Annotated in this window: 23 protein-coding genes; 22 read left to right on the top strand and 1 reads right to left on the bottom strand. The window is 64.8% G+C overall.

The genetic code is table 11. The features are described from left to right. Positions 1 to 38: 38 nt before the first annotated feature. From AC1DE1_RS06285 to AC1DE1_RS06220, 14 genes are all read left to right on the top strand, one after another. On the top strand, positions 39 to 443 hold the full coding sequence (locus tag AC1DE1_RS06285; protein ID WP_477179007.1) for a phasin family protein: 405 nt from the start codon (positions 39 to 41) through the stop codon (positions 441 to 443). Between the two features lie 192 nt (positions 444 to 635). Next, a complete protein-coding gene (locus AC1DE1_RS06280) occupies positions 636 to 1055 on the top strand; it encodes a hypothetical protein (protein ID WP_477179006.1) in 420 nt (139 codons plus the stop codon). 3 nt (positions 1056 to 1058) lie between these two features. Then, positions 1059 to 1892: a F0F1 ATP synthase subunit A gene (gene atpB / locus AC1DE1_RS06275; protein ID WP_477179005.1), complete on the top strand. Its 834-nt coding sequence runs from the start codon at positions 1059 to 1061 to the stop codon at positions 1890 to 1892. A 77-nt stretch (positions 1893 to 1969) separates the two neighbouring features. Continuing rightward, positions 1970 to 2233: a F0F1 ATP synthase subunit C gene (atpE, locus tag AC1DE1_RS06270; protein WP_046971224.1), complete on the top strand. Its 264-nt coding sequence runs from the start codon at positions 1970 to 1972 to the stop codon at positions 2231 to 2233. A 110-nt stretch (positions 2234 to 2343) separates the two neighbouring features. Further along, positions 2344 to 2814 carry a F0F1 ATP synthase subunit B gene (locus tag AC1DE1_RS06265; RefSeq protein WP_477179004.1) on the top strand — a complete coding sequence of 157 codons (471 nt, stop codon included), beginning with the start codon at positions 2344 to 2346 and terminating at the stop codon, positions 2812 to 2814. A gap of 3 nt (positions 2815 to 2817) precedes the next feature. Further along, the gene (locus AC1DE1_RS06260; RefSeq protein WP_477179003.1) at positions 2818 to 3351 is read left to right on the top strand and encodes a F0F1 ATP synthase subunit delta; all 534 of its coding nucleotides are present in this window, start codon (positions 2818 to 2820) and stop codon (positions 3349 to 3351) included. Positions 3352 to 3438: 87 nt separating this feature from the next. Continuing rightward, the gene (gene atpA / locus AC1DE1_RS06255) at positions 3439 to 4989 is read left to right on the top strand and encodes a F0F1 ATP synthase subunit alpha (protein ID WP_477179002.1); all 1551 of its coding nucleotides are present in this window, start codon (positions 3439 to 3441) and stop codon (positions 4987 to 4989) included. Positions 4990 to 5082: 93 nt separating this feature from the next. Then, a complete protein-coding gene (atpG, locus tag AC1DE1_RS06250) occupies positions 5083 to 6012 on the top strand; it encodes a F0F1 ATP synthase subunit gamma (RefSeq protein WP_477179001.1) in 930 nt (309 codons plus the stop codon). Positions 6013 to 6093: 81 nt separating this feature from the next. Then, the gene (atpD, locus tag AC1DE1_RS06245) at positions 6094 to 7506 is read left to right on the top strand and encodes a F0F1 ATP synthase subunit beta (RefSeq protein ID WP_477179000.1); all 1413 of its coding nucleotides are present in this window, start codon (positions 6094 to 6096) and stop codon (positions 7504 to 7506) included. A 97-nt stretch (positions 7507 to 7603) separates the two neighbouring features. Further along, positions 7604 to 8029: a F0F1 ATP synthase subunit epsilon gene (locus tag AC1DE1_RS06240; protein ID WP_441601957.1), complete on the top strand. Its 426-nt coding sequence runs from the start codon at positions 7604 to 7606 to the stop codon at positions 8027 to 8029. 140 nt (positions 8030 to 8169) lie between these two features. Beyond that, complete coding sequence (locus AC1DE1_RS06235; protein WP_477178999.1) at positions 8170 to 8688, top strand: energy transducer TonB; 519 nt, start codon at positions 8170 to 8172, stop codon at positions 8686 to 8688. Between the two features lie 84 nt (positions 8689 to 8772). Beyond that, positions 8773 to 10146: a bifunctional UDP-N-acetylglucosamine diphosphorylase/glucosamine-1-phosphate N-acetyltransferase GlmU gene (gene glmU, locus AC1DE1_RS06230; RefSeq protein WP_477178998.1), complete on the top strand. Its 1374-nt coding sequence runs from the start codon at positions 8773 to 8775 to the stop codon at positions 10144 to 10146. Between the two features lie 48 nt (positions 10147 to 10194). Continuing rightward, on the top strand, positions 10195 to 10743 hold the full coding sequence (locus AC1DE1_RS06225; protein ID WP_477178997.1) for a hypothetical protein: 549 nt from the start codon (positions 10195 to 10197) through the stop codon (positions 10741 to 10743). A 145-nt stretch (positions 10744 to 10888) separates the two neighbouring features. After that, positions 10889 to 11683, top strand: coding sequence for a DUF4850 domain-containing protein (locus AC1DE1_RS06220; RefSeq protein WP_477178996.1), 795 nt, complete (start codon positions 10889 to 10891; stop codon positions 11681 to 11683). Positions 11684 to 11689: 6 nt separating this feature from the next. Here AC1DE1_RS06220 and AC1DE1_RS06215 read toward each other — a convergent pair whose 3' ends face one another. Next, a complete protein-coding gene (locus AC1DE1_RS06215) occupies positions 11690 to 12676 on the bottom strand; it encodes a chorismate transformation FkbO/Hyg5 family protein (protein WP_477178995.1) in 987 nt (328 codons plus the stop codon). 92 nt (positions 12677 to 12768) lie between these two features. Here AC1DE1_RS06215 and AC1DE1_RS06210 point away from each other — a divergent pair, with 92 nt between their 5' ends. The 8 genes from AC1DE1_RS06210 to fabG all read left to right on the top strand — a co-directional run bounded on the left by AC1DE1_RS06210 (position 12769) and on the right by fabG (position 19156). Continuing rightward, positions 12769 to 13038 (top strand): phosphopantetheine-binding protein, encoded by a 270-nt coding sequence (locus AC1DE1_RS06210; protein WP_046971235.1) that lies wholly within the window; start codon positions 12769 to 12771, stop codon positions 13036 to 13038. A gap of 79 nt (positions 13039 to 13117) precedes the next feature. Further along, on the top strand, positions 13118 to 13840 hold the full coding sequence (locus tag AC1DE1_RS06205; RefSeq protein WP_477178994.1) for a COG4648 family protein: 723 nt from the start codon (positions 13118 to 13120) through the stop codon (positions 13838 to 13840). After that, positions 13837 to 14136, top strand: a complete 300-nt coding sequence (locus tag AC1DE1_RS06200) for an ApeI family dehydratase (protein ID WP_477178993.1) — start codon at positions 13837 to 13839, stop codon at positions 14134 to 14136. The genes AC1DE1_RS06205 and AC1DE1_RS06200 overlap by 4 nt, the downstream gene beginning before the upstream one ends. Further along, positions 14133 to 15098, top strand: coding sequence for an LpxL/LpxP family acyltransferase (locus AC1DE1_RS06195; protein WP_477178992.1), 966 nt, complete (start codon positions 14133 to 14135; stop codon positions 15096 to 15098). The genes AC1DE1_RS06200 and AC1DE1_RS06195 overlap by 4 nt, the downstream gene beginning before the upstream one ends. Beyond that, positions 15010 to 15669 carry a LolA-related protein gene (locus AC1DE1_RS06190; RefSeq protein ID WP_477178991.1) on the top strand — a complete coding sequence of 220 codons (660 nt, stop codon included), beginning with the start codon at positions 15010 to 15012 and terminating at the stop codon, positions 15667 to 15669. The genes AC1DE1_RS06195 and AC1DE1_RS06190 overlap by 89 nt, the downstream gene beginning before the upstream one ends. Before the next feature lie 2 nt (positions 15670 to 15671). Further along, on the top strand, positions 15672 to 17987 hold the full coding sequence (locus AC1DE1_RS06185) for an MMPL family transporter (RefSeq protein ID WP_477178990.1): 2316 nt from the start codon (positions 15672 to 15674) through the stop codon (positions 17985 to 17987). Then, positions 17971 to 18405 (top strand): hotdog family protein, encoded by a 435-nt coding sequence (locus tag AC1DE1_RS06180; protein ID WP_477178989.1) that lies wholly within the window; start codon positions 17971 to 17973, stop codon positions 18403 to 18405. Before AC1DE1_RS06185 ends, AC1DE1_RS06180 begins: the two co-directional genes overlap by 17 nt. Before the next feature lie 13 nt (positions 18406 to 18418). Continuing rightward, positions 18419 to 19156 carry a 3-oxoacyl-ACP reductase FabG gene (gene fabG / locus AC1DE1_RS06175; RefSeq protein ID WP_477178988.1) on the top strand — a complete coding sequence of 246 codons (738 nt, stop codon included), beginning with the start codon at positions 18419 to 18421 and terminating at the stop codon, positions 19154 to 19156. Positions 19157 to 19165 lie beyond the last annotated feature (9 nt).

Here is a 19165-nt window from a genome sequence, read left to right as displayed (position 1 = left end):
GTCGCCACTACCCCTAATCCCGTCGAGGGACTCAAGTCATGACGCAGCAACTGAACTCGCAGGTTTTCGCCTACGCCAAGCAGCTCGCCGATAGCGCCTTCAAGGCACAGTCGGTGGCCTTCAAGGGTCTGGAGCAGGTCGCCGAACTGCAGATCCGCGCGCTGGAAAAGCAGTCGGAAGCTGCGGCTGACTTCTTCAGCGGCGCCCTCGAGACCCGCGATATCGATGGTTTCCGCGTTCTTTGGGAAAAGGCAGCTGCCGCCGGCCGTGAGAACGCCGAGCGCGCCGTGGCCGTCACCCAGGAAATCATCGCCGTGACGCAGAAGACCGCCGAGTCGCTCAGCGCGCTCGTGCAGGAGCAGCAGCTGGCCGCCAATGACGCCGTGGCCGCTCCGGTCGCCGCCGCCAAGAAGGCCGCCGCTGCCGCTGTTGTCACCAAGTAACCGCTTAGCGACGCAGCGCTTCCTCCCCCCAGTTGCGTCTAAGGGCCGGACGGTTGTCCGGCCCTTTTTCTATTCGTGAGTTCTCACGATGCCTGCCGGTTTTGTGAACAGATCGGCCTGCGGACAAGATGTCGCGTCAGCCGCGGCTTGTCGCTGTAAATGCCTCGCTGATATACTTTTTGGGATTGGACCGTGGCCCGCAGCTGGTTCGGTGCCGCCTTGAGCGAAGCCGCGCGGGAACATCACGTGATCAACAGTCTTGCTTCCGGTCGTCGTCTGGCACTGCGCATGATTTTGCTGCAGCTCGCCGTGGCGGTGGCCGTCGGTCTCACTTTCCTGATGCAGGGGCCTCGCGAAGCGCTGGCGGCCGCTGCAGGCGCCGCACTGGTGGCGCTGGGATCCGCGCTGCTGGCGTGGCGCTCCTTCAAGGGATTGGGTGGGGGAGGCACGGCCGTGTGGCACGTGATGTCAGGTTTGGTCCTGAAGTGGATCGTGATCTTCGGAGGGCTGATCGCGATCCTGGGTCAATGGAAATTACCGCCACTAGCTGCCATCACGGGGCTGGTGGCTGCTTACGCAATAAATCTGCTGGCGTTCAGATTCAAGGGCTAACACATGGCAAGCGAGCCGCAGGGCGGACTAACTGAGTACATCCAGCATCACCTTCACCACTACACGGTGAGTCTGGGTGATGGCGCATTCATGAAGATCCACGTCGACTCGCTCGTCGTGTCCTTTGTGCTGGGTGCCCTGTTCTGCCTCTGGTTCTGGCTGAAGGCCCGCAAGGCGACTTCGGGCGTGCCGTCCAAGGGCCAGGCCTTCGTCGAGATCATCGTGGAGTTCGTCGACACCCAGGTGAAGGACACTTTCCACGGCGATCGCCGTACGGTGACCCCGCTGGCGCTGTCCATCTTCATGTGGGTCGTGTTCCTGAACACGATGGACTTGCTGCCGCTGGATGCGCCGGGCTTTGCCGTCAAGAGCCTCGCCGGTGCCGAAGCCGCGCATCACACCTCCTTCCGCTGGGTGCCCACCGCCGACATCAACACCACCATGGGCCTGGCCCTGGCCGTGTTCTTCATCGTGCTCGCGCACGGCATGAAGGCCAAGGGCGTGGGCGGTTTTGGCTGGGAACTGATCACCGCGCCGTTCCATGCGGACAATATGGTGGTCAAGATCATCCTGATGCCGTTCAACCTTGCGCTCAACGTCATCGAATACCTGTCCAAGCCGGTCTCGCTCGCCATGCGACTGTTCGGCAACATGTACGGTGGCGAGCTGGTCTTCATGCTGATCGCGGGGCTGTTCGCGGGCTGGATCAGCTTCCTGCCGGGCGTGCTGTTCAACTCGGTGTGGGCGATCTTCCACATCCTGATCATCCTGCTGCAGGCGTTCATCTTCATGATGCTGACCATCGTGTACATCGCGACGGCGCGTGAGCATCACTAAGGTTCGCTTTACTCCAAGTTTCGCTTCATCTTTCTTGTTCTAACCAACAACCCGTTATCGATTCACAGGAGAACACCATGGAACTCATCGCACACGTGCAGGGCCTGACCGCCATTGCCATCGGCATCATCATCGGCCTCGGCGCTCTGGGCGCTTGCTTGGGTATCGCCATCATGGGTTCCAAGTTCCTTGAGTCCGCCGCACGTCAGCCGGAGCTGGTGCCGCTGCTGCAGGGCCGCATGTTCCTGCTCGCAGGCCTGATCGACGCTGCGTTCATCATCGGCCTGGCCGTGGCGCTGCTGTTCGCCTTCTCGAACCCGCTGATCAGCGCCCTGCACTAAGCCTTCGCTTGGCCGCGAGGCCGATCGGAGCGGGTTATGTGGTGTCGCGGCGGATCTAGAGCCGCGACTTCACGTCAACTTCAACGTGTTCGGGAGTATTTGGAAAGCTCATGGATATCAATCTGACTTTCCTGGGCCAGATGGTCTCTTTTGCCATCCTGGTCTGGTTCACCACCAAGTTCATCTGGCCGCAGCTCAATCACGCGATTGAAGAGCGTCAGAAGAAGGTTGCCGATGGTCTGGCCGCCGCTGAAAAGGCGCGCGCCGAACTCAAGGACGCCGACGCCAAGGTGGCCGTCGAGATCAAGCAGGCCCGTCAGCAGGCCAACGAGATCATCGAGCGTGCCCAGCAGCAGGCCAACCAGATCGTGGACAAGGCTCGCGCCGAAGCCGTGACCGAGGCGAGCCGCCTGAAGGCTGCGGCTGGCGAGGAAATCGTCAGCATGCAGCAGCGTGCGCGCGAAGAACTGCGCGGCTGGGTCGGCCGTCTGGCTGTCCAGGGCGCAGAGAAAATCGTGCAGCGCGAAGTCGACGTCAACGCCCACAAGGCGATGCTCGACCAGCTCGCGGCCGAGATCTAAGCCATGGCACAGGCAATCACCCTCGCCCGTCCGTATGCGCGTGCCGCCTTCGAGGTAGCCCATGCGGCCGGCTCGCTGAGCGCATGGGCGCAGGCGCTGGCCTTTGCCGCGGAAGTGGCAAGGGACTCGCGCGTGGCCGGTTTGGGCAACGATCCGCGCGTCACGGCGGACCAGCTGGTCGCGTTGCACCTGCCGCAGGGCATGGCTGCCGACGCGCCGTTCGCCCGTTTCCTGGGTGAGCTGGCCGAGCACCGTCGCGTGGCGCTGCTGCCGGAAATCGCCGCGCTGTTCGAACAGTACAAGCGCGAATCCGAATCGCAGCTGTTGGTGAAGGTAACCAGTGCGTTTGCGCTGGATGCTGCCCAGGCTGAGCAGCTGAAGGTGTCGCTCAAGCGTCGCTTCAAGCGCGAGATCGAACTGGAAACCCAGGTCGACGCCTCGCTGCTGGGTGGCGTGGTGATCGATACCGGCAGCGAAGTGATCGACGGTTCGGCCCGCGGTCGTCTGGCGCGCATGTCCCGCGCGCTGACGGTTTAAAGAATTTAAGCGAAGTCCGTTTCGCGAAGCGCCATGTCAGCGTTGGCTGGCTCTTCAAAAAAGACTCAAATCTCAGGATATCGACCCATGTCCAGCTCCACCTTGAATCCGTCCGAGATCAGCGAACTGATCAAGACCCGCATCGAGCAGTTCAAGCTCGGCGCGGAAGCACGTAACGAAGGCACCATCATCAGCGTGTCCGACGGCATCGTGCGCATCCACGGTCTGGCCGACGTGATGCAGGGCGAAATGATCGAACTGCCGGGCAACTCCTATGCGCTGGCGCTGAACCTCGAGCGTGACTCGGTGGGCGCCGTGGTGCTGGGCGAATACCAGCACCTACGCGAAGGCGACACCGCCAAGACCACCGGCCGCATCCTCGAAGTGCCCACCGGTCCGGAGCTGCTGGGTCGCGTGGTCGATTCGCTGGGCAATCCGATCGACGGCAAGGGCCCGCTGAACGCCAAGACCAGCTCGGCCATCGAAAAGGTCGCGCCAGGCGTGATCTGGCGCAAGTCGGTCGACCAGCCGGTGCAGACCGGCTACAAGTCCGTCGACTCGATGATCCCGATCGGCCGTGGCCAGCGCGAGCTGATCATCGGCGACCGCCAGACGGGCAAGACCGCGTTGGCCATCGACGCGATCATCAACCAGAAAGACTCCGGCATTAAGTGCATCTACGTTGCCATCGGCCAGAAGCGCTCGTCGATCGCCAACGTGGTGCGTAAGCTCGAAGAGAACGGCGCGCTGGCCAACACCATCGTGGTGGTGGCTTCCGCTTCTGAGTCGGCCGCGCTGCAGTACATCGCGCCGTACTCGGGTTGCGCCATGGGCGAGTACTTCCGCGACCGCGGCGAAGACGCGCTGATCATCTATGACGATCTGTCCAAGCAGGCCGTGGCCTACCGCCAGATCTCGCTGCTGCTCAAGCGCCCGCCGGGCCGCGAAGCCTACCCGGGTGACGTGTTCTATTTGCACTCGCGTCTGCTCGAGCGCGCTTCCCGCGTCTCCGAGGAGTACGTCGAGAAGTTCACCAACGGCGAAGTGAAGGGCAAGACCGGTTCGCTGACCGCGCTGCCGATCATCGAAACCCAGGCTGGCGACGTGTCCGCGTTCGTGCCGACCAACGTGATTTCGATCACCGACGGCCAGATCTTTCTGGAAACCGACCTGTTCAACGCGGGTATCCGCCCGGCCGTGAACGCCGGTATCTCGGTGTCGCGCGTGGGCGGTGCCGCCCAGACCAAGATCGTCAAGAAGCTGTCCGGCGGGGTGAAGCTGGCCTTGGCGCAGTTCCGCGAGCTGGCTGCGTTCGCGCAGTTCGCCTCGGACCTGGACCCGGCCACCCGCGCCCAGCTGGACCGCGGCCAGCGCGTGACTGAGTTGATGAAGCAGGCGCAGTACTCGCCGCTCTCCATCGCCGAACTCGCGCTGTCGGTGTACGCCGCCGAGAAGGGCTACCTCGACGACTTGCCGGTCAACAAGGTGCTGCCGTTCGAGAAGGGCCTGCACGCCTTCATGCACCAGAACCACGGCGAACTGATGAAGAAGATCGTCGCCTCTGGTGACTGGAACAACGACATCGAAGCCACCTTCAAGTCCTCGCTCGACGAGTACAAGAAGACGGGCAGCTGGTAAGCAATAAGGGGTGTACAGCCGCCACAGGTGCGGCTGTACAGCACTCCGGCCGAATGGGCCGGGATCGCAATCACCCAACAGGTTGAGGCAAACGTGGCAAGCGGACGCGAAATCAAATCCAAGATCAAGAGCACGCAGAACATGCGCAAGGTGACGCGCGCGCTCGAAATGGTCTCGGCCTCGAAGATCCGCAAGGCGCAGGATCTGATGAAGGCCTCGCGCCCTTATGCGCGCGCCATGCGCAAGGTGATCGCGCATGTGTCCCAGGCCAACACCGATTTCAGCCATCCTTTCCTGCAGGAGCGTGAGACGGTCAAGCGCGTTGGCTACGTGGTCATCACCACGGATCGCGGACTGTGCGGCGGCCTGAACTCCAGCCTATTTCGTCGCCTGCTGCCGGCTATTCGTGAGTGGCAGGACAAGGGCGTCGAAGTGGATGTGGTGGCGATCGGCCAGAAGGCGGTCCAGTTCTTCCGCCGCCTCAAGGGCATCAACCTGATCGGCAGCGTCAGCCATCTCGGCGAGAAGCCGAAGCTCGACCATCTGGTGGGCGTGATCAAGGTCGCAGTGGACGGCTACCTCGCGGGCAAGGTCGATCGCGTGTTCCTGGCCCACAACGACTTCGTCAACACCATGGTGCAGAAGCCGGCCGTGCACGCGCTGCTGCCGCTGGGCGTGGTTGCCGAGGAAATGGGCGTCGTGGCCAGCGAGCCGTCCCCTTCGCCGGATTACCCGGTAGCGGGCTTCAAGCTCGAGCACAAGCACGACTGGGACTACATCTACGAACCCGATGCCGCCACCGTGCTCGAGCACGTGATGGGTCGCTACATCGAGTCGATCGTATATCAAGGCGTGCTGGAAAACCTTGCGAGCGAACATGCCGCGCGCATGGTGGCGATGAAGAGCGCGTCGGATAACGCGAGCAAGGTGATTGGCGAACTGACGCTGATTTACAACAAGGCTCGTCAGGCCGCGATCACGCAGGAAATTTCTGAAATTGTAGGCGGTGCGGCGGCTGTCTAAGCCGCACGCCATCCAGACCTAAATTTGGCGACGCATAGCGGCGCCGCACTAGACACTAAAAGATCCATCCGGAGCACATCCATGAGTCAGGGCAAAGTTGTACAGATCATCGGCGCGGTCATCGACGTGGAGTTCGCACGCGATCAGGTGCCGCAGGTTTACGACGCGCTGAAGGTCGACGGCACCGACATCACGCTGGAAGTCCAGCAGGTGCTGGGTGACGGCATTGTCCGTACGATTGCCCTCGGTTCCACCGATGGCCTCAAGCGCGGCCTCGTGGCGCGCAACACCGGCGAAGGCATCAAGGTGCCGGTCGGCAAGGCCACGCTCGGTCGCATCATGGACGTGCTCGGCAACCCGATCGACGAAGCGGGCCCGATCGGCGAGCAGGATCGCTGGGTCATCCATCGCGCAGCTCCGAGCTATGACGACCAGGCGGCGGCCAGCGATCTGCTGGAAACCGGTATCAAGGTCATCGACCTGATGTGCCCGTTCGCCAAGGGCGGCAAGGTCGGCCTGTTCGGCGGCGCCGGCGTGGGCAAGACCGTGAACATGATGGAGCTGATCAACAACATCGCCAAGGCGCACTCGGGTCTGTCCGTGTTCGCCGGTGTGGGTGAGCGTACCCGTGAAGGCAACGACTTCTACCACGAGATGAAGGACTCCAACGTTCTCGACAAGGTCGCGATGGTGTACGGCCAGATGAACGAGCCGCCGGGCAACCGCCTGCGCGTGGCACTGACCGGCCTGACCATGGCCGAGTACTTCCGCGACGAGAAGGACGCGTCGGGCAAGGGCAAGGACGTGCTGCTGTTCGTGGACAACATCTACCGCTACACGCTGGCCGGTACCGAAGTGTCCGCACTGCTCGGCCGTATGCCGTCCGCCGTGGGTTACCAGCCGACGCTGGCCGAGGAAATGGGCGTGCTGCAGGAGCGCATCACCTCGACCAAGACCGGTTCGATCACATCGATCCAGGCCGTGTACGTGCCCGCAGATGACCTTACCGATCCGTCGCCGGCCACCACCTTCGCCCACTTGGACGCGACCGTGGTGCTTTCGCGCAACATCGCCTCGCTGGGTATCTACCCGGCCGTGGATCCGCTGGACTCCACCAGCCGCCAGCTCGATCCGAACGTGATCGGCGCCGAGCACTACGACGTGGCCCGTCGCGTGCAGGGCACGCTGCAGAAGTACAAGGAGCTCAAGGACATCATCGCGATCCTGGGCATGGACGAGCTGTCCGAAGACGACAAGCAGGCTGTGTCGCGCGCCCGCAAGATCGAGCGCTTCTTCTCGCAGCCGTTCCACGTGGCCGAAGTGTTCACCGGCTCGCCGGGCAAGTACGTGCCGCTGAAGGAAACCATCCGCGGCTTCAAGATGATCGTGGACGGCGACGTGGACCACCTGCCGGAGCAGGCGTTCTACATGGTCGGCGGCATCGACGAGGCCATCAAGAAGGCCGAGGAAATGGGCGCCAAGAAGGCGGCCTGATCCCTGTGAGGCATCACACGGTGAAGCGCGCGAGCCGCGCTTCACTTAGCTCCACACAGCATCGTCTGCTTTTCACCGAACGCACCGGAATACCGTCATGAGTCATACCCTCCGTGTCGACATCGTCAGCGCCGAAGCCGAGATCTTCTCCGGCGACGCGCAGCTCGTGGTCGCCACCGGCGAGATGGGCGAACTGGGCATCGCGCCCCGCCATGCGCCGCTGATCACCCGCCTGAAGCCCGGCCACGTGGACGTGGTGTTGGCCAATGGCGAGCGTCAGCAGTTCTGGGTGTCCGGTGGCATCCTGGAAGTGCAGCCGCAGGTCGTCACCGTGCTGGCCGACACCGCCGCACGTGCCTCCGACCTGGATGAAGCGGCCGCCCAGCGCGCCAAGCAGGAAGCGGAAGACGCCCTGGCCAATCGCACCGACGCAGTCGAGATCGCCGAGGCGCAGGCCAAGCTGGCGCAAGCCATCACCCAGCTGCAGGCGCTGGAGCGCATGCGCAAGACGCTCAAGCACTGAGCAAGCTTGCCCGGGTAGCACCCCGCAGAACGCCGGCCCTGGGCCGGCGTTTTTGTTTATGCTGAGGCTACTCGACAGCGAGGGGCTACGACATGGATGCGAAGCAGCAAGCTGATTGGCACAGGTTCCCAAGGTTCCTGTTGGTCGCGTTGATCGCTTCGCTGGCCGGGTGCGCGAACGTACCTCACGCCACCTCGACCAAGCCGTCCACTGAAGGTGACACCTCGTATCGGTCCCTGGCCAAGGACGATATGCAGCACTACCAGCTCGCCATGGGTGAGATCTCTACCGGGGCGATTCCCTGGGATCATCCCTCGCCGCCGTACCCGGCCGCCCTGCTCGGTCAGCGCCTGCCGCCACAGGAGGTGGAGGCCACGCTTGTCGTCAACGAAGCAGGCAAGGTGGTCGAGGTACGCATCACCGATGAAGCGCAGGCCGATGCGCAGGTCCGCCTGTTCGATCAGGCCGTGCGTGAGACCGCCATGCAATGGACGTTCGAGCCGCTGCGTTTCAGCCAGTGGGCCGCGGACGCCAACGGCAACAGTCATGAAGTGAGCAGCGAGACGCGCCCCTTCAGTCTGGACTATGTGTTCCGCTTCGCCTGGAAAGACGGCGAGCCGGTTGCCGATGCCAGCGCGGCCAAACACGCCCTGCCATAGCCATAGGTTCTACATCCTCAGGGCCTTAGGGCACTGAGCCTCGGCTGCTATCCTCCGCCGCTAGTCAAGGACAGGTTGGATCCCATGCTCAAGACCACGCCGTTGCACGTCATCGTTCTCGCCGCCGGCGAGGGCAAGCGCATGAAGTCGAAGAAGGCCAAGGTGCTGATGCCCCTGGCCGGCCGGCCCCTGCTTGCCCACGTGCTGGAGGCGGCGCGCGCACTGCAGCCGAAGGCGATCCATGTGGTCTACGGGCATTGCGGCGACCAGGTGCGTGCGGCGTTCGAGGGACTGGACGACCTGCACTGGGTGTTGCAGTCGCAGCGGCTAGGCACCGGCCATGCGGTGCGCGAGGCATTGCTCGAAGTGCCCGACGACGTCACCGTGCTGGTGCTCTACGGCGATGTGCCGCTCACCCGCACGCAGACGCTGGAGTCCTTGGTGCGGGCCGAAGGCACGGTGAGCCTGCTTGCGACGCGAGTCACCCATCCTCACGGCTATGGCCGCGTGCTTCGCGACGGCAACGGTTTCGTGCGCGCCGTGGTCGAAGAAAAAGATGCCGACGACGCGCAGCGGGCGATGAACCTGATCAATACCGGCATCCTGGCGGCCGATGCCGTGGCCCTGAAGCGATGGACGTCCAAACTCGATCGCAACAACGTTCAAGGCGAGTACTACCTCACCGACATCTTCGCCATGGCGGCCGGCGAAAACCGGGCGGCGGCCTGCGTGGAATGCGAAGACGAATTCGAAACCGCCGGCGCCAACAATCCCTGGCAGCTCGCCGAACTTGAGGCGCAATACCGTTCGCGTGCCGCCAAGGCATTGGCGCTGGAAGGCGTGCGTATTTCCGATCCGCTGCGCATCGACGTGCGCGGCAAGGTCAGCGCCGGCATGGATGTCGAGATCGACGTGAACGTCGTGCTCGAAGGCGATGTCCAGTTCGGCGATGACGTGCAGATCGGCCCATTTACGCGCCTCAAGGACGTGAAGCTCGCCAGCGGCACCGTGGTGCAGGCGCATTGCGACCTCGAAGGCGTGGTGACGCACGGGCCCTGCACGATCGGTCCGTTTGCGCGCCTGCGGCCGGGCACGGAGCTGGCGGCGGGCGTGCACATCGGCAATTTCGTCGAGACCAAGAAAGCCATACTCGGCGAGGGCAGCAAAGCCAATCACCTGAGCTATCTGGGCGACACCCTGATCGGCCGCGGCGTGAACATCGGCGCCGGCACCATCACCTGCAACTACGACGGCGCCAACAAGCATCTCACCGTGATTGGCGACCGTGCCTTCATCGGTTCCAACAGCGCGCTCGTTGCGCCGGTGACCGTCGGCGAGGACGCGACGATCGGCGCCGGTTCGGTGATCGGCAAGGAAGCGCCTGCCGGCGAGCTGACCATCGCACGCGCCAAGCAGGTGACCCTGCATGGCTGGAAGCGACCGACCAAGCCGTCGTGATCGATGGCCGCTGCGTTGCGGTTCCCCAAGGCTAGCCAAGGAGTAGTCATGCGTATCGGTATCTCGATCGGTAGCTTGCTCGGTGTCTTGCTGTTGAATGCCTGCGCCAGCGCGCCCAGCGGCGATGCACCCGTGCAGCTGTTTGGCGCGCAGGACGCGCCACGCTTTCACGCCTACCTGGCATGCACCAGCAACACGGTCGATTGCGCGATCGTTGAGCGCGCCTTCGATCGCTGGGCAGACGACCGGCATGTCTCGCTGGAAACGGTGGCGTCCGACAATCGCGCCTTTATGACGGGCACGCCATCGCCCGCTGAGGAGCAGGCGCAGCCATATCGCATCACCATGCGCTACGTGCCCGACTTGTCCGCGCCGGCCAACCCCATGGGCGGCGGCAGCATGCGCCCGATGATCAGCTACAGCGCGACCTTGCATGTGTTCGATGCAAGCACCGGGCGCTTGTTGAAGACGATGTCGTTCAGGGGCAAGGCGATCATCGATCAGGACAGCGGGCGGGCCAATCCGTATATCAACGCCCAGGTGTACGCGTTCCTGAAGCAGCTCGATCCGGTCTACGCGAAAGAGTCCGCGTCCTGATTGGCTGCCTGCGCGCCTTCACGGGCAGGCGCGCTGCGCAGTTCCGACGGGAAGCGAGAGGGCCTCACACCGGCCTTTTGTCTGACTCGCCTGCTGCGGGTGCCCGCGTATAAGCTGCTACCCGCTGACGCAACAGGGGGTGGACATGCGCTTTCGGTTCCGACACGCGATGGCGATGGTCGCCATGGCTTTGCTGTGGACAATCGGGCCGCAGGTTCATGCGGCGGCGGGCGTGCGCGAGTTGCCCGGCACACCTGAAACCCGCTCGGCGGCGGGAACCGACTACGCCTTGCGCACGGTTCCGTTAGGCGGCCTCACCGTCACGCTGATCGACGTGCATTCGGGCGTAGGCGACTGGACCCGGCCAGACCCGGCGAAACTGCCTGCGTTGCCGTCTTCGCCGGCGCCTTCCAAGGACGCCGTGCAGTGGTTCTACGGCGATGTGGCAGGCTGGATGGCGGTACCCCAGGGCTGGCGCGTGCAGCGCGCCACCATCGGCGTGGACGCTAACGCCCACTACACGTTCGCTGCGCCGGAAGGTGCGAGCTCCGGTTGGGTCAGCTACACGGTGATTCCGGCATGCGAGGAATGCCTGCTGCAGGAGTCCGAAGCCCTGCTGCCGGGCGCGGGCGAACAACTGGCGGCGAAGCACGACGCCACGCCGATCTATCTGGGCCAGACCAATCCAGTGATGACCTGGCAGTCCCGCCCGGATGACTGCACGGCGCTGTTCCGCTATCGCCTTGGCGGGCTGACCGTACACGCGGCGGTGCTGAGCAGTGTTCCCGTGTCGGCGCTGGAATCGGGTCGCGGCGCACTCGCGCTCTCCGATGTCTATGCGGCCCTGCCCACGGCCAAGTCCGCGCTGGCGAGGTTCATGGTGGAAGGATTCCGCCAGGCGTTTCCTGCCTGCCGTTCGCCCGACGGATGGAAGAGCTGACGCCGCTCAGGCGTAGCGCCAGCCGTCGATCTCCACCAGCAGTTCGCTGCGGCAGATATCGCCATGGAGCAGCAGCACCGGCACACCGGCCAGCCGTTGCTGCAGGAATTCACGTACCACTGGCGCATCCGTCGGGTGGCGCACATAGGCCTTGAGCGGCGACTGCGTGTCGAAGCCGGCTGGCATGTTGGCGCTGGACAGCAGGGCTTCGAGGTTCACCAGGGTTTCGTCGAGCTGGGCGAGCAGGTCGTCCTCGTGCGCCGAGGCATGGCCCACCACGGCGGCGGTGCCGGAGATGGCCAGTGCGTCCTGCGCCGGCAGCGCCATGGCCCGGGCGAAACTGGGTGGCGTGCGGCCGTATTGGCGCGGATAGCGCCAGGCGCTGACCTGGCGTGGGTTCTCCACGCGTTCACCTGCCTCGTCGCAGGCCAGCAGGTACACCTGCAGGCGCGGCGCCGAAGCATGGTGGCCGATCGCGGTGGCGGCGGGAAAACCATCGGCGAAGAAGCCGGCCATGCCCTCGGCCCGGCCTTCGCAGAACTGCTTGTAGCGCTCGGTGTCGCCTGCGCCTTCGTTGATGTCGACCAGGTAGTTCCAGACGCGCTGCACGTGACGTTCGCGGCGCGTGGCGACGAATTCGCATAGCTGCGCGTAGGCGGTCGCCGCCGTGGCGCGCAATCTGCCATGGAGACTTTCATCCAGCGTGATGGCGGCGAACAGCCAGCCCTCACCGCTCGACCATTGCAACTCACCCACACGCCCCTGCGTGACAGGCCCATCGACCTGCCAGATCTCCAGTGGCGTGGGAGCGTCGAAGATTTCCAGGTCCACCCGCAGCGAGCGGGGATCGGCGCTGCCCGCCGCGCCGGTGCCAAAGCCAAACACCGCCAGTGTGCCGGCGTCCTGCAAGACCGCATCCGGATCGACCCACCGGTAGGACACCTGCGGCGCGCGACGCAGCGCCGGCCTGACGTTTTCACAACCCTGAACCATGGGCATCCAACCGGAGACTCTGGGACGCTATGGTACACTGCCCGGCCTGCGGCTCTGGGGGAGAGACGCAAGAATTCGGGTACGGAAACGGCATGGCCGAGCAGAGCACCGCACAACACGAACTGGCTACGCTGATCGTGGACAGCCTCAATCTGGAAACCGTCACGGCCGACCAGATTGACCCCGATGCACCGCTTTTCGGCGGCGATCTGGGCCTGGACTCCATCGACGCCCTGGAAATTGCGCTGGCCGTGTCCAAGCGTTACGGCTTCCAGCTGCGCTCGGATAATCCCGAGAATCGCAAGATTTTCACCAGCCTGCGCACCCTCTCCGAGCACATTGAACGGCAGCGCGCCGTTTAAGAACTATCGGGCATGATGTATCGCGCACGCGGCAGACCCAGGTCCAGGCCGTTTCGTTGTCATGCAGGCTGAGCAACCCATGTCGTCATCAAACGCAGCACCACCGAAATCGACGTCGCGGCGCTGGATGCCGCTGATGTTCGGCTATCCGGTGCTGGCGATGGCTGGCGTGCTTACGCATCGGCAAGGCTTCTCGCTGGCAGCCTGCGCGTTGTTGCTCACCGTGTTGATGATCCCTGCGCTGACCACCCGCCGCGCCTTGCCGTGGATCGTGTGGCTGGGCACGCTGGCGGTGATGGCTTGGCTGTGGCTGCACGGCATGGTGGGGCTGCTGCTGGAATGCGTGCCGATTGGCATCAATGTCCTGCTGGCGTCCCTGTTTGGCCGCACGCTGCGTGCAGGCCAGACGCCGCTGATCGCGCGTTTCATCGAAGCACTGGAAGGTCCCGAGCGACTGGCTGTGCCGGGCATTGCGCCATATGCGCGCCACCTCACCTGGTTCTGGACCTTGCTCACGGCAGCGCAGGCCGTTGTGTTGGCCGTGTTGCTGCTGTGTGCGGAGCCGGGCGGCCTGCTTGGCTCGCTGGGCGTGACCTCGCCGTGGCCGGTGCCAGCGGGAATCGCGCAGTCCTATGTGCACGTGGGCGGTTATGTGTTGATTGCCAGCGCCTTCCTGCTGGAAAACGTATTCCGCCGCTGGCATCTGCGCCATGTGGACCATCCGCGCTTTCACGAGCTGGCCATGGGCATAGCGACGCGCTGGCCGGCGCTGGTGCGCGGCGATCATTCGGTCTCGCCATGAGTCACGCCGCCTTTCAGCGCGTGTTTCTGGTGGGCGCGGATCATGCCTGCCTGCCGGGTCATTTCCCCGGTGCGCCGCTGGTGCCTGGCGTCGTGCTGCTGGAGCAGGTCGCGCTGGCTTTGCGCGATTGGCGTGGCCAGCGACTGGCGCGCGTGCTGGAAGCGAAGTTTGTGGCGCCACTCCTGCCGGAACAGGAGGCGCGGATTGCGCTTACCGAAGCCCAGGGCCGCGTGCGTTTTGAGATTCATCGCGGCGACGATCTGCTCGCGCGCGGCTCCGTCGAGGGAACGGTATGAGCGAACACTGGCAGAGTCGACCTGAGGGCGGCGGACGCCTCGCCATCTGGCTGATCCGCACCATCGCGCTGTATGGCGGCCGACCGGTCGCCCGCTCGATCCTGTATCCGATCACGCTCTACTTCTATTGGCGCCGCGGCCCCGAGCGCGAAGCGTCGCGCCGTTTCCTCGAGCGCGTGCTGCACAAGCCGATCACGCCCTGGCATGTAATGAAGCACATCCACTGCTTCGCCTCGACCATGCTCGATCGTGTCTTCCTGCTCGCCCGCGGCGAAAAGGATTTCGACGTGACGGTGGAGGGCCTGGAGCAGCTCGAGGCCAGTTTTGCCGAAGGTCGCGGCGTGCTCCTGCTCGGCACCCACCAGGGCAGCTTCGAGGCTTTGCGTGCGCTCAGTGCGCGTCGTCCCGATACCCACCTGCGCGTGGTGCTGGACAAGCAGAAGACGCCGGCCCTGACCCAGCTGCTCGAAGCGCTCGCACCCGAGGTGGGCGCCAGTGTCATCGATGCCTCTGCCGGCGGTACCTCGATCACCCTGGCAATGTCCGAGGCCTGCCAGCAAGGCGCCATGGTCGCGCTGCTGGCCGATCGCGGACGCGAACACGAAGTGCTGCGACGCACGCCGTTGCTGGGCGAGCCCGCGCCATTTCCGGTCGGTCCCTGGCTGCTCGCGCACAGTCTGCGCGTGCCAGTGGTGCTGTGTTTCGGGCTGTATGAAGGCGGCAACCGCTATCGCCTCATTTTCGAGCCGTTCGCCGACCGCATCGAGATTCCGCGACAGGATCGCGCGCAGGCGCTGGACGCCGTGATCGCCCGCTTCGCCCGTCGCGTGGAACACTACATCCGGGTTGCCCCCTACAACTGGTTCAACTTCTATGACTTCTGGCAGCAAGACGTGGACACTGCTGTGCGCCCTGACGCTGTCGCTGTGCGCGAACACGAACGCGAACGCGTCGGCGCCTGAAGACGCCGCCACGGCACGCGCGCTGGTGGCCTCGCTCGGCCGCCCGGCGCCTGCCCGCACGGCGTTTGCCGAAGCGCGCTTCATGAAGATGCTGGACAAGCCGCTGGTGGTTTCCGGACAGCTGGCCTGGCTGGGTGGCGACAAGCTCGAGCGCACGGTTGAACATCCCACGCGCGAAGTGTCGACCATCGGCGACGGTGAAGTGACGCAGCAGCGCGAAGGCCGTTCGCCGCGCAGTTTCTCCTTGAAGCGCGCGCCGCAGTTGCAGCTGCTGCTCGACAGTTTCGTGGCCCTGCTGGGCGGCGATTCATCGCGCCTCGAACAGGCATTCACCGTGCAGCACAGCGCCGATGGCGCCGATCACTGGACGCTGACGTTGACGCCGCGCGACGCGAAACTCGCGCAAACAGTGAGCCGCATCGATATCGACGGCAGCGGCAACGAGCCGCACTGCATGCGCATGCAGGAAGCCGATGGCGACATCGCCATCGACCTGCTCGGCGACTACGCCGTCAAGATGCCGACCGCGCCTACGCGCGACGCACTCACCGCACTCTGCCGGGGCAGTTGAGCGTGCGTCGCAGCCGCGTGACCTTGCTGGTGCTCTGGCTGGCCACGCTGGCGGTGCTTGGCCTGTTCGTTACGCGACACCTCACGGTGAGCACCGATCTGCGCAGCTTCATGCCTGCGCCGACCACGCCCGATCAGCGCCTGCTGATGGAGCAGGTGGGCGAGGGGCCGGGTTCGCGTCTGCTCCTGCTCGCCATCAGCGGCAAGTCCGATGAGCAACTGGCTGCACTGAGCCAGCAACTGGCGGTGACGCTGCGCAAGGATCAGCGTTACACGCAGGTGCTCAACGGCAGCTTCGACATCGGCACACTCGACGATGCCCTGCTGCCCTATCGCTACCTGCTCTCGTCCACGCTGGATCATCAGCGCATGGATACCCCGTATCTGCGCGATGAGCTGGAACAGCGCCTGGACGATTTGTCGTCGCCCGCGGCCTCGCTGCTGAAGGGCTTGTTGCCGCGCGACCCCACGCTGGAAGTGCTCAAGCTGGCCGAGCGTTGGTCGCCGCCGAAGTCGCCCGAGCTCGTGCAGGGCGTGTGGTTTTCGCCGCAGCACGAGGCCTTGCTGCTGGTGCTGACGCGGTCGGCAGGCTTCGATCCGGATGCGCAGTCGCAGGCCATTGATGGCATCCATCGCGCCTTCGATGCCTTGCCCGATCACGCCGGCGGGTCGCTGGTGGTCAGCGGGCCGGGCTACTTCAGCGTCGTGGCGAGCGAGCAGACGCGCGGGCAGGCGGAGTGGATTGGGCGCATCTCCACCGTGGGTTTCATCGTGCTGCTGTTGCTGGCGTATCGCAGCATCGGTTCGTTGCTGTTGTCTGCGTTGCCGATCGCCAGTGCCGCGCTGGCGGGCATTGCCGCGCTGGTGCTGCTGTTTCCGCAAGTACACGGCATCACGCTCGCGTTTGGCTTCACCCTGCTTGGCGTGGCCCAGGAATATCCCATACGTGTGCTGAGCCATCGCCGCGCCGGCGAGAACGCCGTGCAAAGCGTGCGCGATCTGTGGCCGCTGTTGCTGACGGCGATCGCTTCGGCCTGCATTGCCTATGCGGCTTTCTTTGCCTCCGGTGTGAGCGGCCTGCAGCAATTGGCCGTGTTCACCGTAACAGGCCTGCTGGTGGCGGGCTTCAGTACGCGCTACCTGTTGCCGTATCTGTTGCCAGAGCGCGTGCGCGATGTCGCCGAGATGGGCTGGTTGATCCGTGCGCGCCGATTCGTCGACCGCTTGCCGCGCCCACGCTGGATTCCTCTGGTGGTGGCCGCGGCCACCGTGCTGATGCTGGTGTTCGCTCAGGGTCCGTTCTGGCAGAACGACTTGTCGGCACTGACGCCATTGCCGCGTGATCTGTTGCTGCGCGACGCGCGACTGCGCGAGGCGCTGGGCGCGCCGGATGTGCGCTATCTGCTGGTGTTGCAGGCGCCGGACGAACAAGGCGTGCTGGCGCTGTCGGAAAAACTGGAGCCCGCCGTCGACGCCATGGTCGCGCGCCACGCCGTCGATGCGGTGGAACTGCCTTCACACTATCTGCCCAGCGCGACCGTGCAGCGCGCGCGCCAACAAGCCTTGCCCGATCGCGAGACGCTGACCCGTGCGCTGGCGGAGGCCGAACAGGGCATGCCGTTCCAGGCCGGTCTGTTCGACCCCTTCGTCAACGATGTGGAGAAAGCGCGCAGCCTGCCCTTGCTGACGCCGCAACAGTTCGCTTCGTCGCCGTTGGGACAGCGCGTCTCCGCGATGCTGATGCAGCGCGACGGGCGCTGGCTCGGGCTGGGTACGCTGAGCGGTGTGCACGATGTGGATGCCTTGCAGGCGCTCGCGCGCGACAGCGGCGGCGATGTGCGATTGCTGGATCTCAAGGGCGCAGCCGAATCGCTGGTAGTGGATTACCGCGCGCGCATTCTCCACGCGCTGCTCGGCGCCACCGTGCTGCTGGTCATTGCCATCGTGGTGGCGCTGCGCAGCGTGCGGCGCGCCTGGCACGTCCTGGCGCCGATGACACTGGCCACGTTCCTTGTGCTCGCAGTGGAGCGCGTGTCGGGCGTGGAGATTTCGCTCTTCCACCTGGTCGCGCTGATCCTGGCCGCGGGTCTGGGCCTGCATTACGCGCTGTTTTTTGAACGCGATACGGGCGATGCGGCCGAACAGCGCCGCACGCTGCACGCGACGCTGGTATGCGTGTTGTCGGCCTTGCTGGTGTTCGGCATGCTGGCCTGGAGCACCATCCCCGTGCTGCGCGCGATCGGCCTCACCGTCGCCCTGGGCGTGGCATTTCACTTCTGCCTTTCGATCCTGATGGCACCGCATGCTCGCCAAGACTGACTGGGCCCACCTCATTCCCCACCAGGGCGCGATGTGTCTGCTCGACGCCGTGGTGGCCTGGAACGAGACGACCATCCACGCGATCAGCGAGACTCACGCGCTGGCGGACCATCCACTTCGCGGTAGCGCTGGCCTGCATGCCGTGCATCTGGCCGAATACGGCGCGCAGGCGATGGCGGTGCATGGCGCCTTGCTGGCGCGCGAACGCGGCGCGAACGCGGCGCGGCCTGGGCGTCTGGTCAGTCTGCGCGATGTGTCGCTGGCGATCGAATGGGTGGATCCTGCACAAGGCCGTTTGGACGTCCATGCCGAAAGCCTCTACGCTGACGATGCAGGCGCACAATATGCCTTTCGCGTCGAACAGGGCGGTCGCTTGCTGGTGAGCGGTCGCGCTGCCGTCATTCATCCTCTTCCCTGATGCCGAGGCGGCCATGACCCAGCTCCACTCTCCCCGTCGCGCGCTGGTGACCGGCGGCAGCGGCGATCTTGGCGCGGCGATTTCGCAAGCGCTCGCGGCAGGCGGCTATCACGTGATCGTGCACGCCAATACGGGCCTGGCTCGCGCCGATGACGTCGCCGCCGCGATCCGCGACGCCGGCGGTGCGGCGCAGTCAGTAGCCTTCGATGTGACCGACGCAGCGGCCACACGGCATGCGCTGGAGACCTTGCTGATCGACGGGCCGGTGCACGCGGTGGTGAACAACGCCGGGATTCATGAGGACAGTCCGCTGGCCGGCATGTCCGAAGATGCATGGCGACGCGTGATCGACGTATCGCTGCACGGCTTCTTCCACGTCACCCAGCCGCTGCTGCTGCCGATGGCGCGTGCGCGTTTCGGCCGTATCGTCTCGGTCAGTTCGGTGGCGGCGCAGATGGGCAATCGCGGCCAGGCGAATTACGCGGCCGCCAAGTCCGCGTTGCATGGCGCTACGCGCTCGCTGGCGCGCGAGATGGCGTCACGTGGCATCACTGCAAACGTGGTGGCGCCCGGCGTGATCGAAGGACGCATGATCGGCGAGCAATTCCCACCCGAGCGCATTCGCGAAATCGTCCCGGCGCAACGCGCCGGCAAACCCGAAGAGGTCGCGGCGCTGGTGGCGTTTCTTTGTTCCGACGCCGCCGGCTACATCAACGGCCAGGTGATCGGCGTCAACGGCGGCATGGCCTGAAACGGCGAT

The organism is Dyella sp. 05T440 (assembly GCF_056395965.1).
Note: the sequence above shows the minus strand (reverse complement) of the source record. Positions and strands in the feature narration are given on the sequence as shown.

Bases quoted from the DNA above. Each gene is read 5' to 3' on its own strand.
- atpE (WP_046971224.1), top strand. From the start codon at position 1,970: ATGGAACTCATCGCACACGTGCAGGGCCTGACCGCCATTGCCATCGGC.
- AC1DE1_RS06225 (WP_477178997.1), top strand. From the start codon at position 10,195: ATGCGTATCGGTATCTCGATCGGTAGCTTGCTCGGTGTCTTGCTGTTG.
- AC1DE1_RS06190 (WP_477178991.1), top strand. From the start codon at position 15,010: ATGACTTCTGGCAGCAAGACGTGGACACTGCTGTGCGCCCTGACGCTG.
- AC1DE1_RS06265 (WP_477179004.1), top strand. From the start codon at position 2,344: ATGGATATCAATCTGACTTTCCTGGGCCAGATGGTCTCTTTTGCCATC.
- AC1DE1_RS06180 (WP_477178989.1), top strand. From the start codon at position 17,971: ATGCTCGCCAAGACTGACTGGGCCCACCTCATTCCCCACCAGGGCGCG.
- fabG (WP_477178988.1), top strand. From the start codon at position 18,419: ATGACCCAGCTCCACTCTCCCCGTCGCGCGCTGGTGACCGGCGGCAGC.
- atpB (WP_477179005.1), top strand. From the start codon at position 1,059: ATGGCAAGCGAGCCGCAGGGCGGACTAACTGAGTACATCCAGCATCAC.
- AC1DE1_RS06200 (WP_477178993.1), top strand. From the start codon at position 13,837: ATGAGTCACGCCGCCTTTCAGCGCGTGTTTCTGGTGGGCGCGGATCAT.
- AC1DE1_RS06260 (WP_477179003.1), top strand. From the start codon at position 2,818: ATGGCACAGGCAATCACCCTCGCCCGTCCGTATGCGCGTGCCGCCTTC.
- AC1DE1_RS06195 (WP_477178992.1), top strand. From the start codon at position 14,133: ATGAGCGAACACTGGCAGAGTCGACCTGAGGGCGGCGGACGCCTCGCC.
- AC1DE1_RS06220 (WP_477178996.1), top strand. From the start codon at position 10,889: ATGCGCTTTCGGTTCCGACACGCGATGGCGATGGTCGCCATGGCTTTG.
- atpD (WP_477179000.1), top strand. From the start codon at position 6,094: ATGAGTCAGGGCAAAGTTGTACAGATCATCGGCGCGGTCATCGACGTG.
- AC1DE1_RS06215 (WP_477178995.1), bottom strand. From the start codon at position 12,676: ATGGTTCAGGGTTGTGAAAACGTCAGGCCGGCGCTGCGTCGCGCGCCG.
- AC1DE1_RS06205 (WP_477178994.1), top strand. From the start codon at position 13,118: ATGTCGTCATCAAACGCAGCACCACCGAAATCGACGTCGCGGCGCTGG.
- AC1DE1_RS06240 (WP_441601957.1), top strand. From the start codon at position 7,604: ATGAGTCATACCCTCCGTGTCGACATCGTCAGCGCCGAAGCCGAGATC.
- atpA (WP_477179002.1), top strand. From the start codon at position 3,439: ATGTCCAGCTCCACCTTGAATCCGTCCGAGATCAGCGAACTGATCAAG.
- AC1DE1_RS06285 (WP_477179007.1), top strand. From the start codon at position 39: ATGACGCAGCAACTGAACTCGCAGGTTTTCGCCTACGCCAAGCAGCTC.
- glmU (WP_477178998.1), top strand. From the start codon at position 8,773: ATGCTCAAGACCACGCCGTTGCACGTCATCGTTCTCGCCGCCGGCGAG.
- AC1DE1_RS06210 (WP_046971235.1), top strand. From the start codon at position 12,769: ATGGCCGAGCAGAGCACCGCACAACACGAACTGGCTACGCTGATCGTG.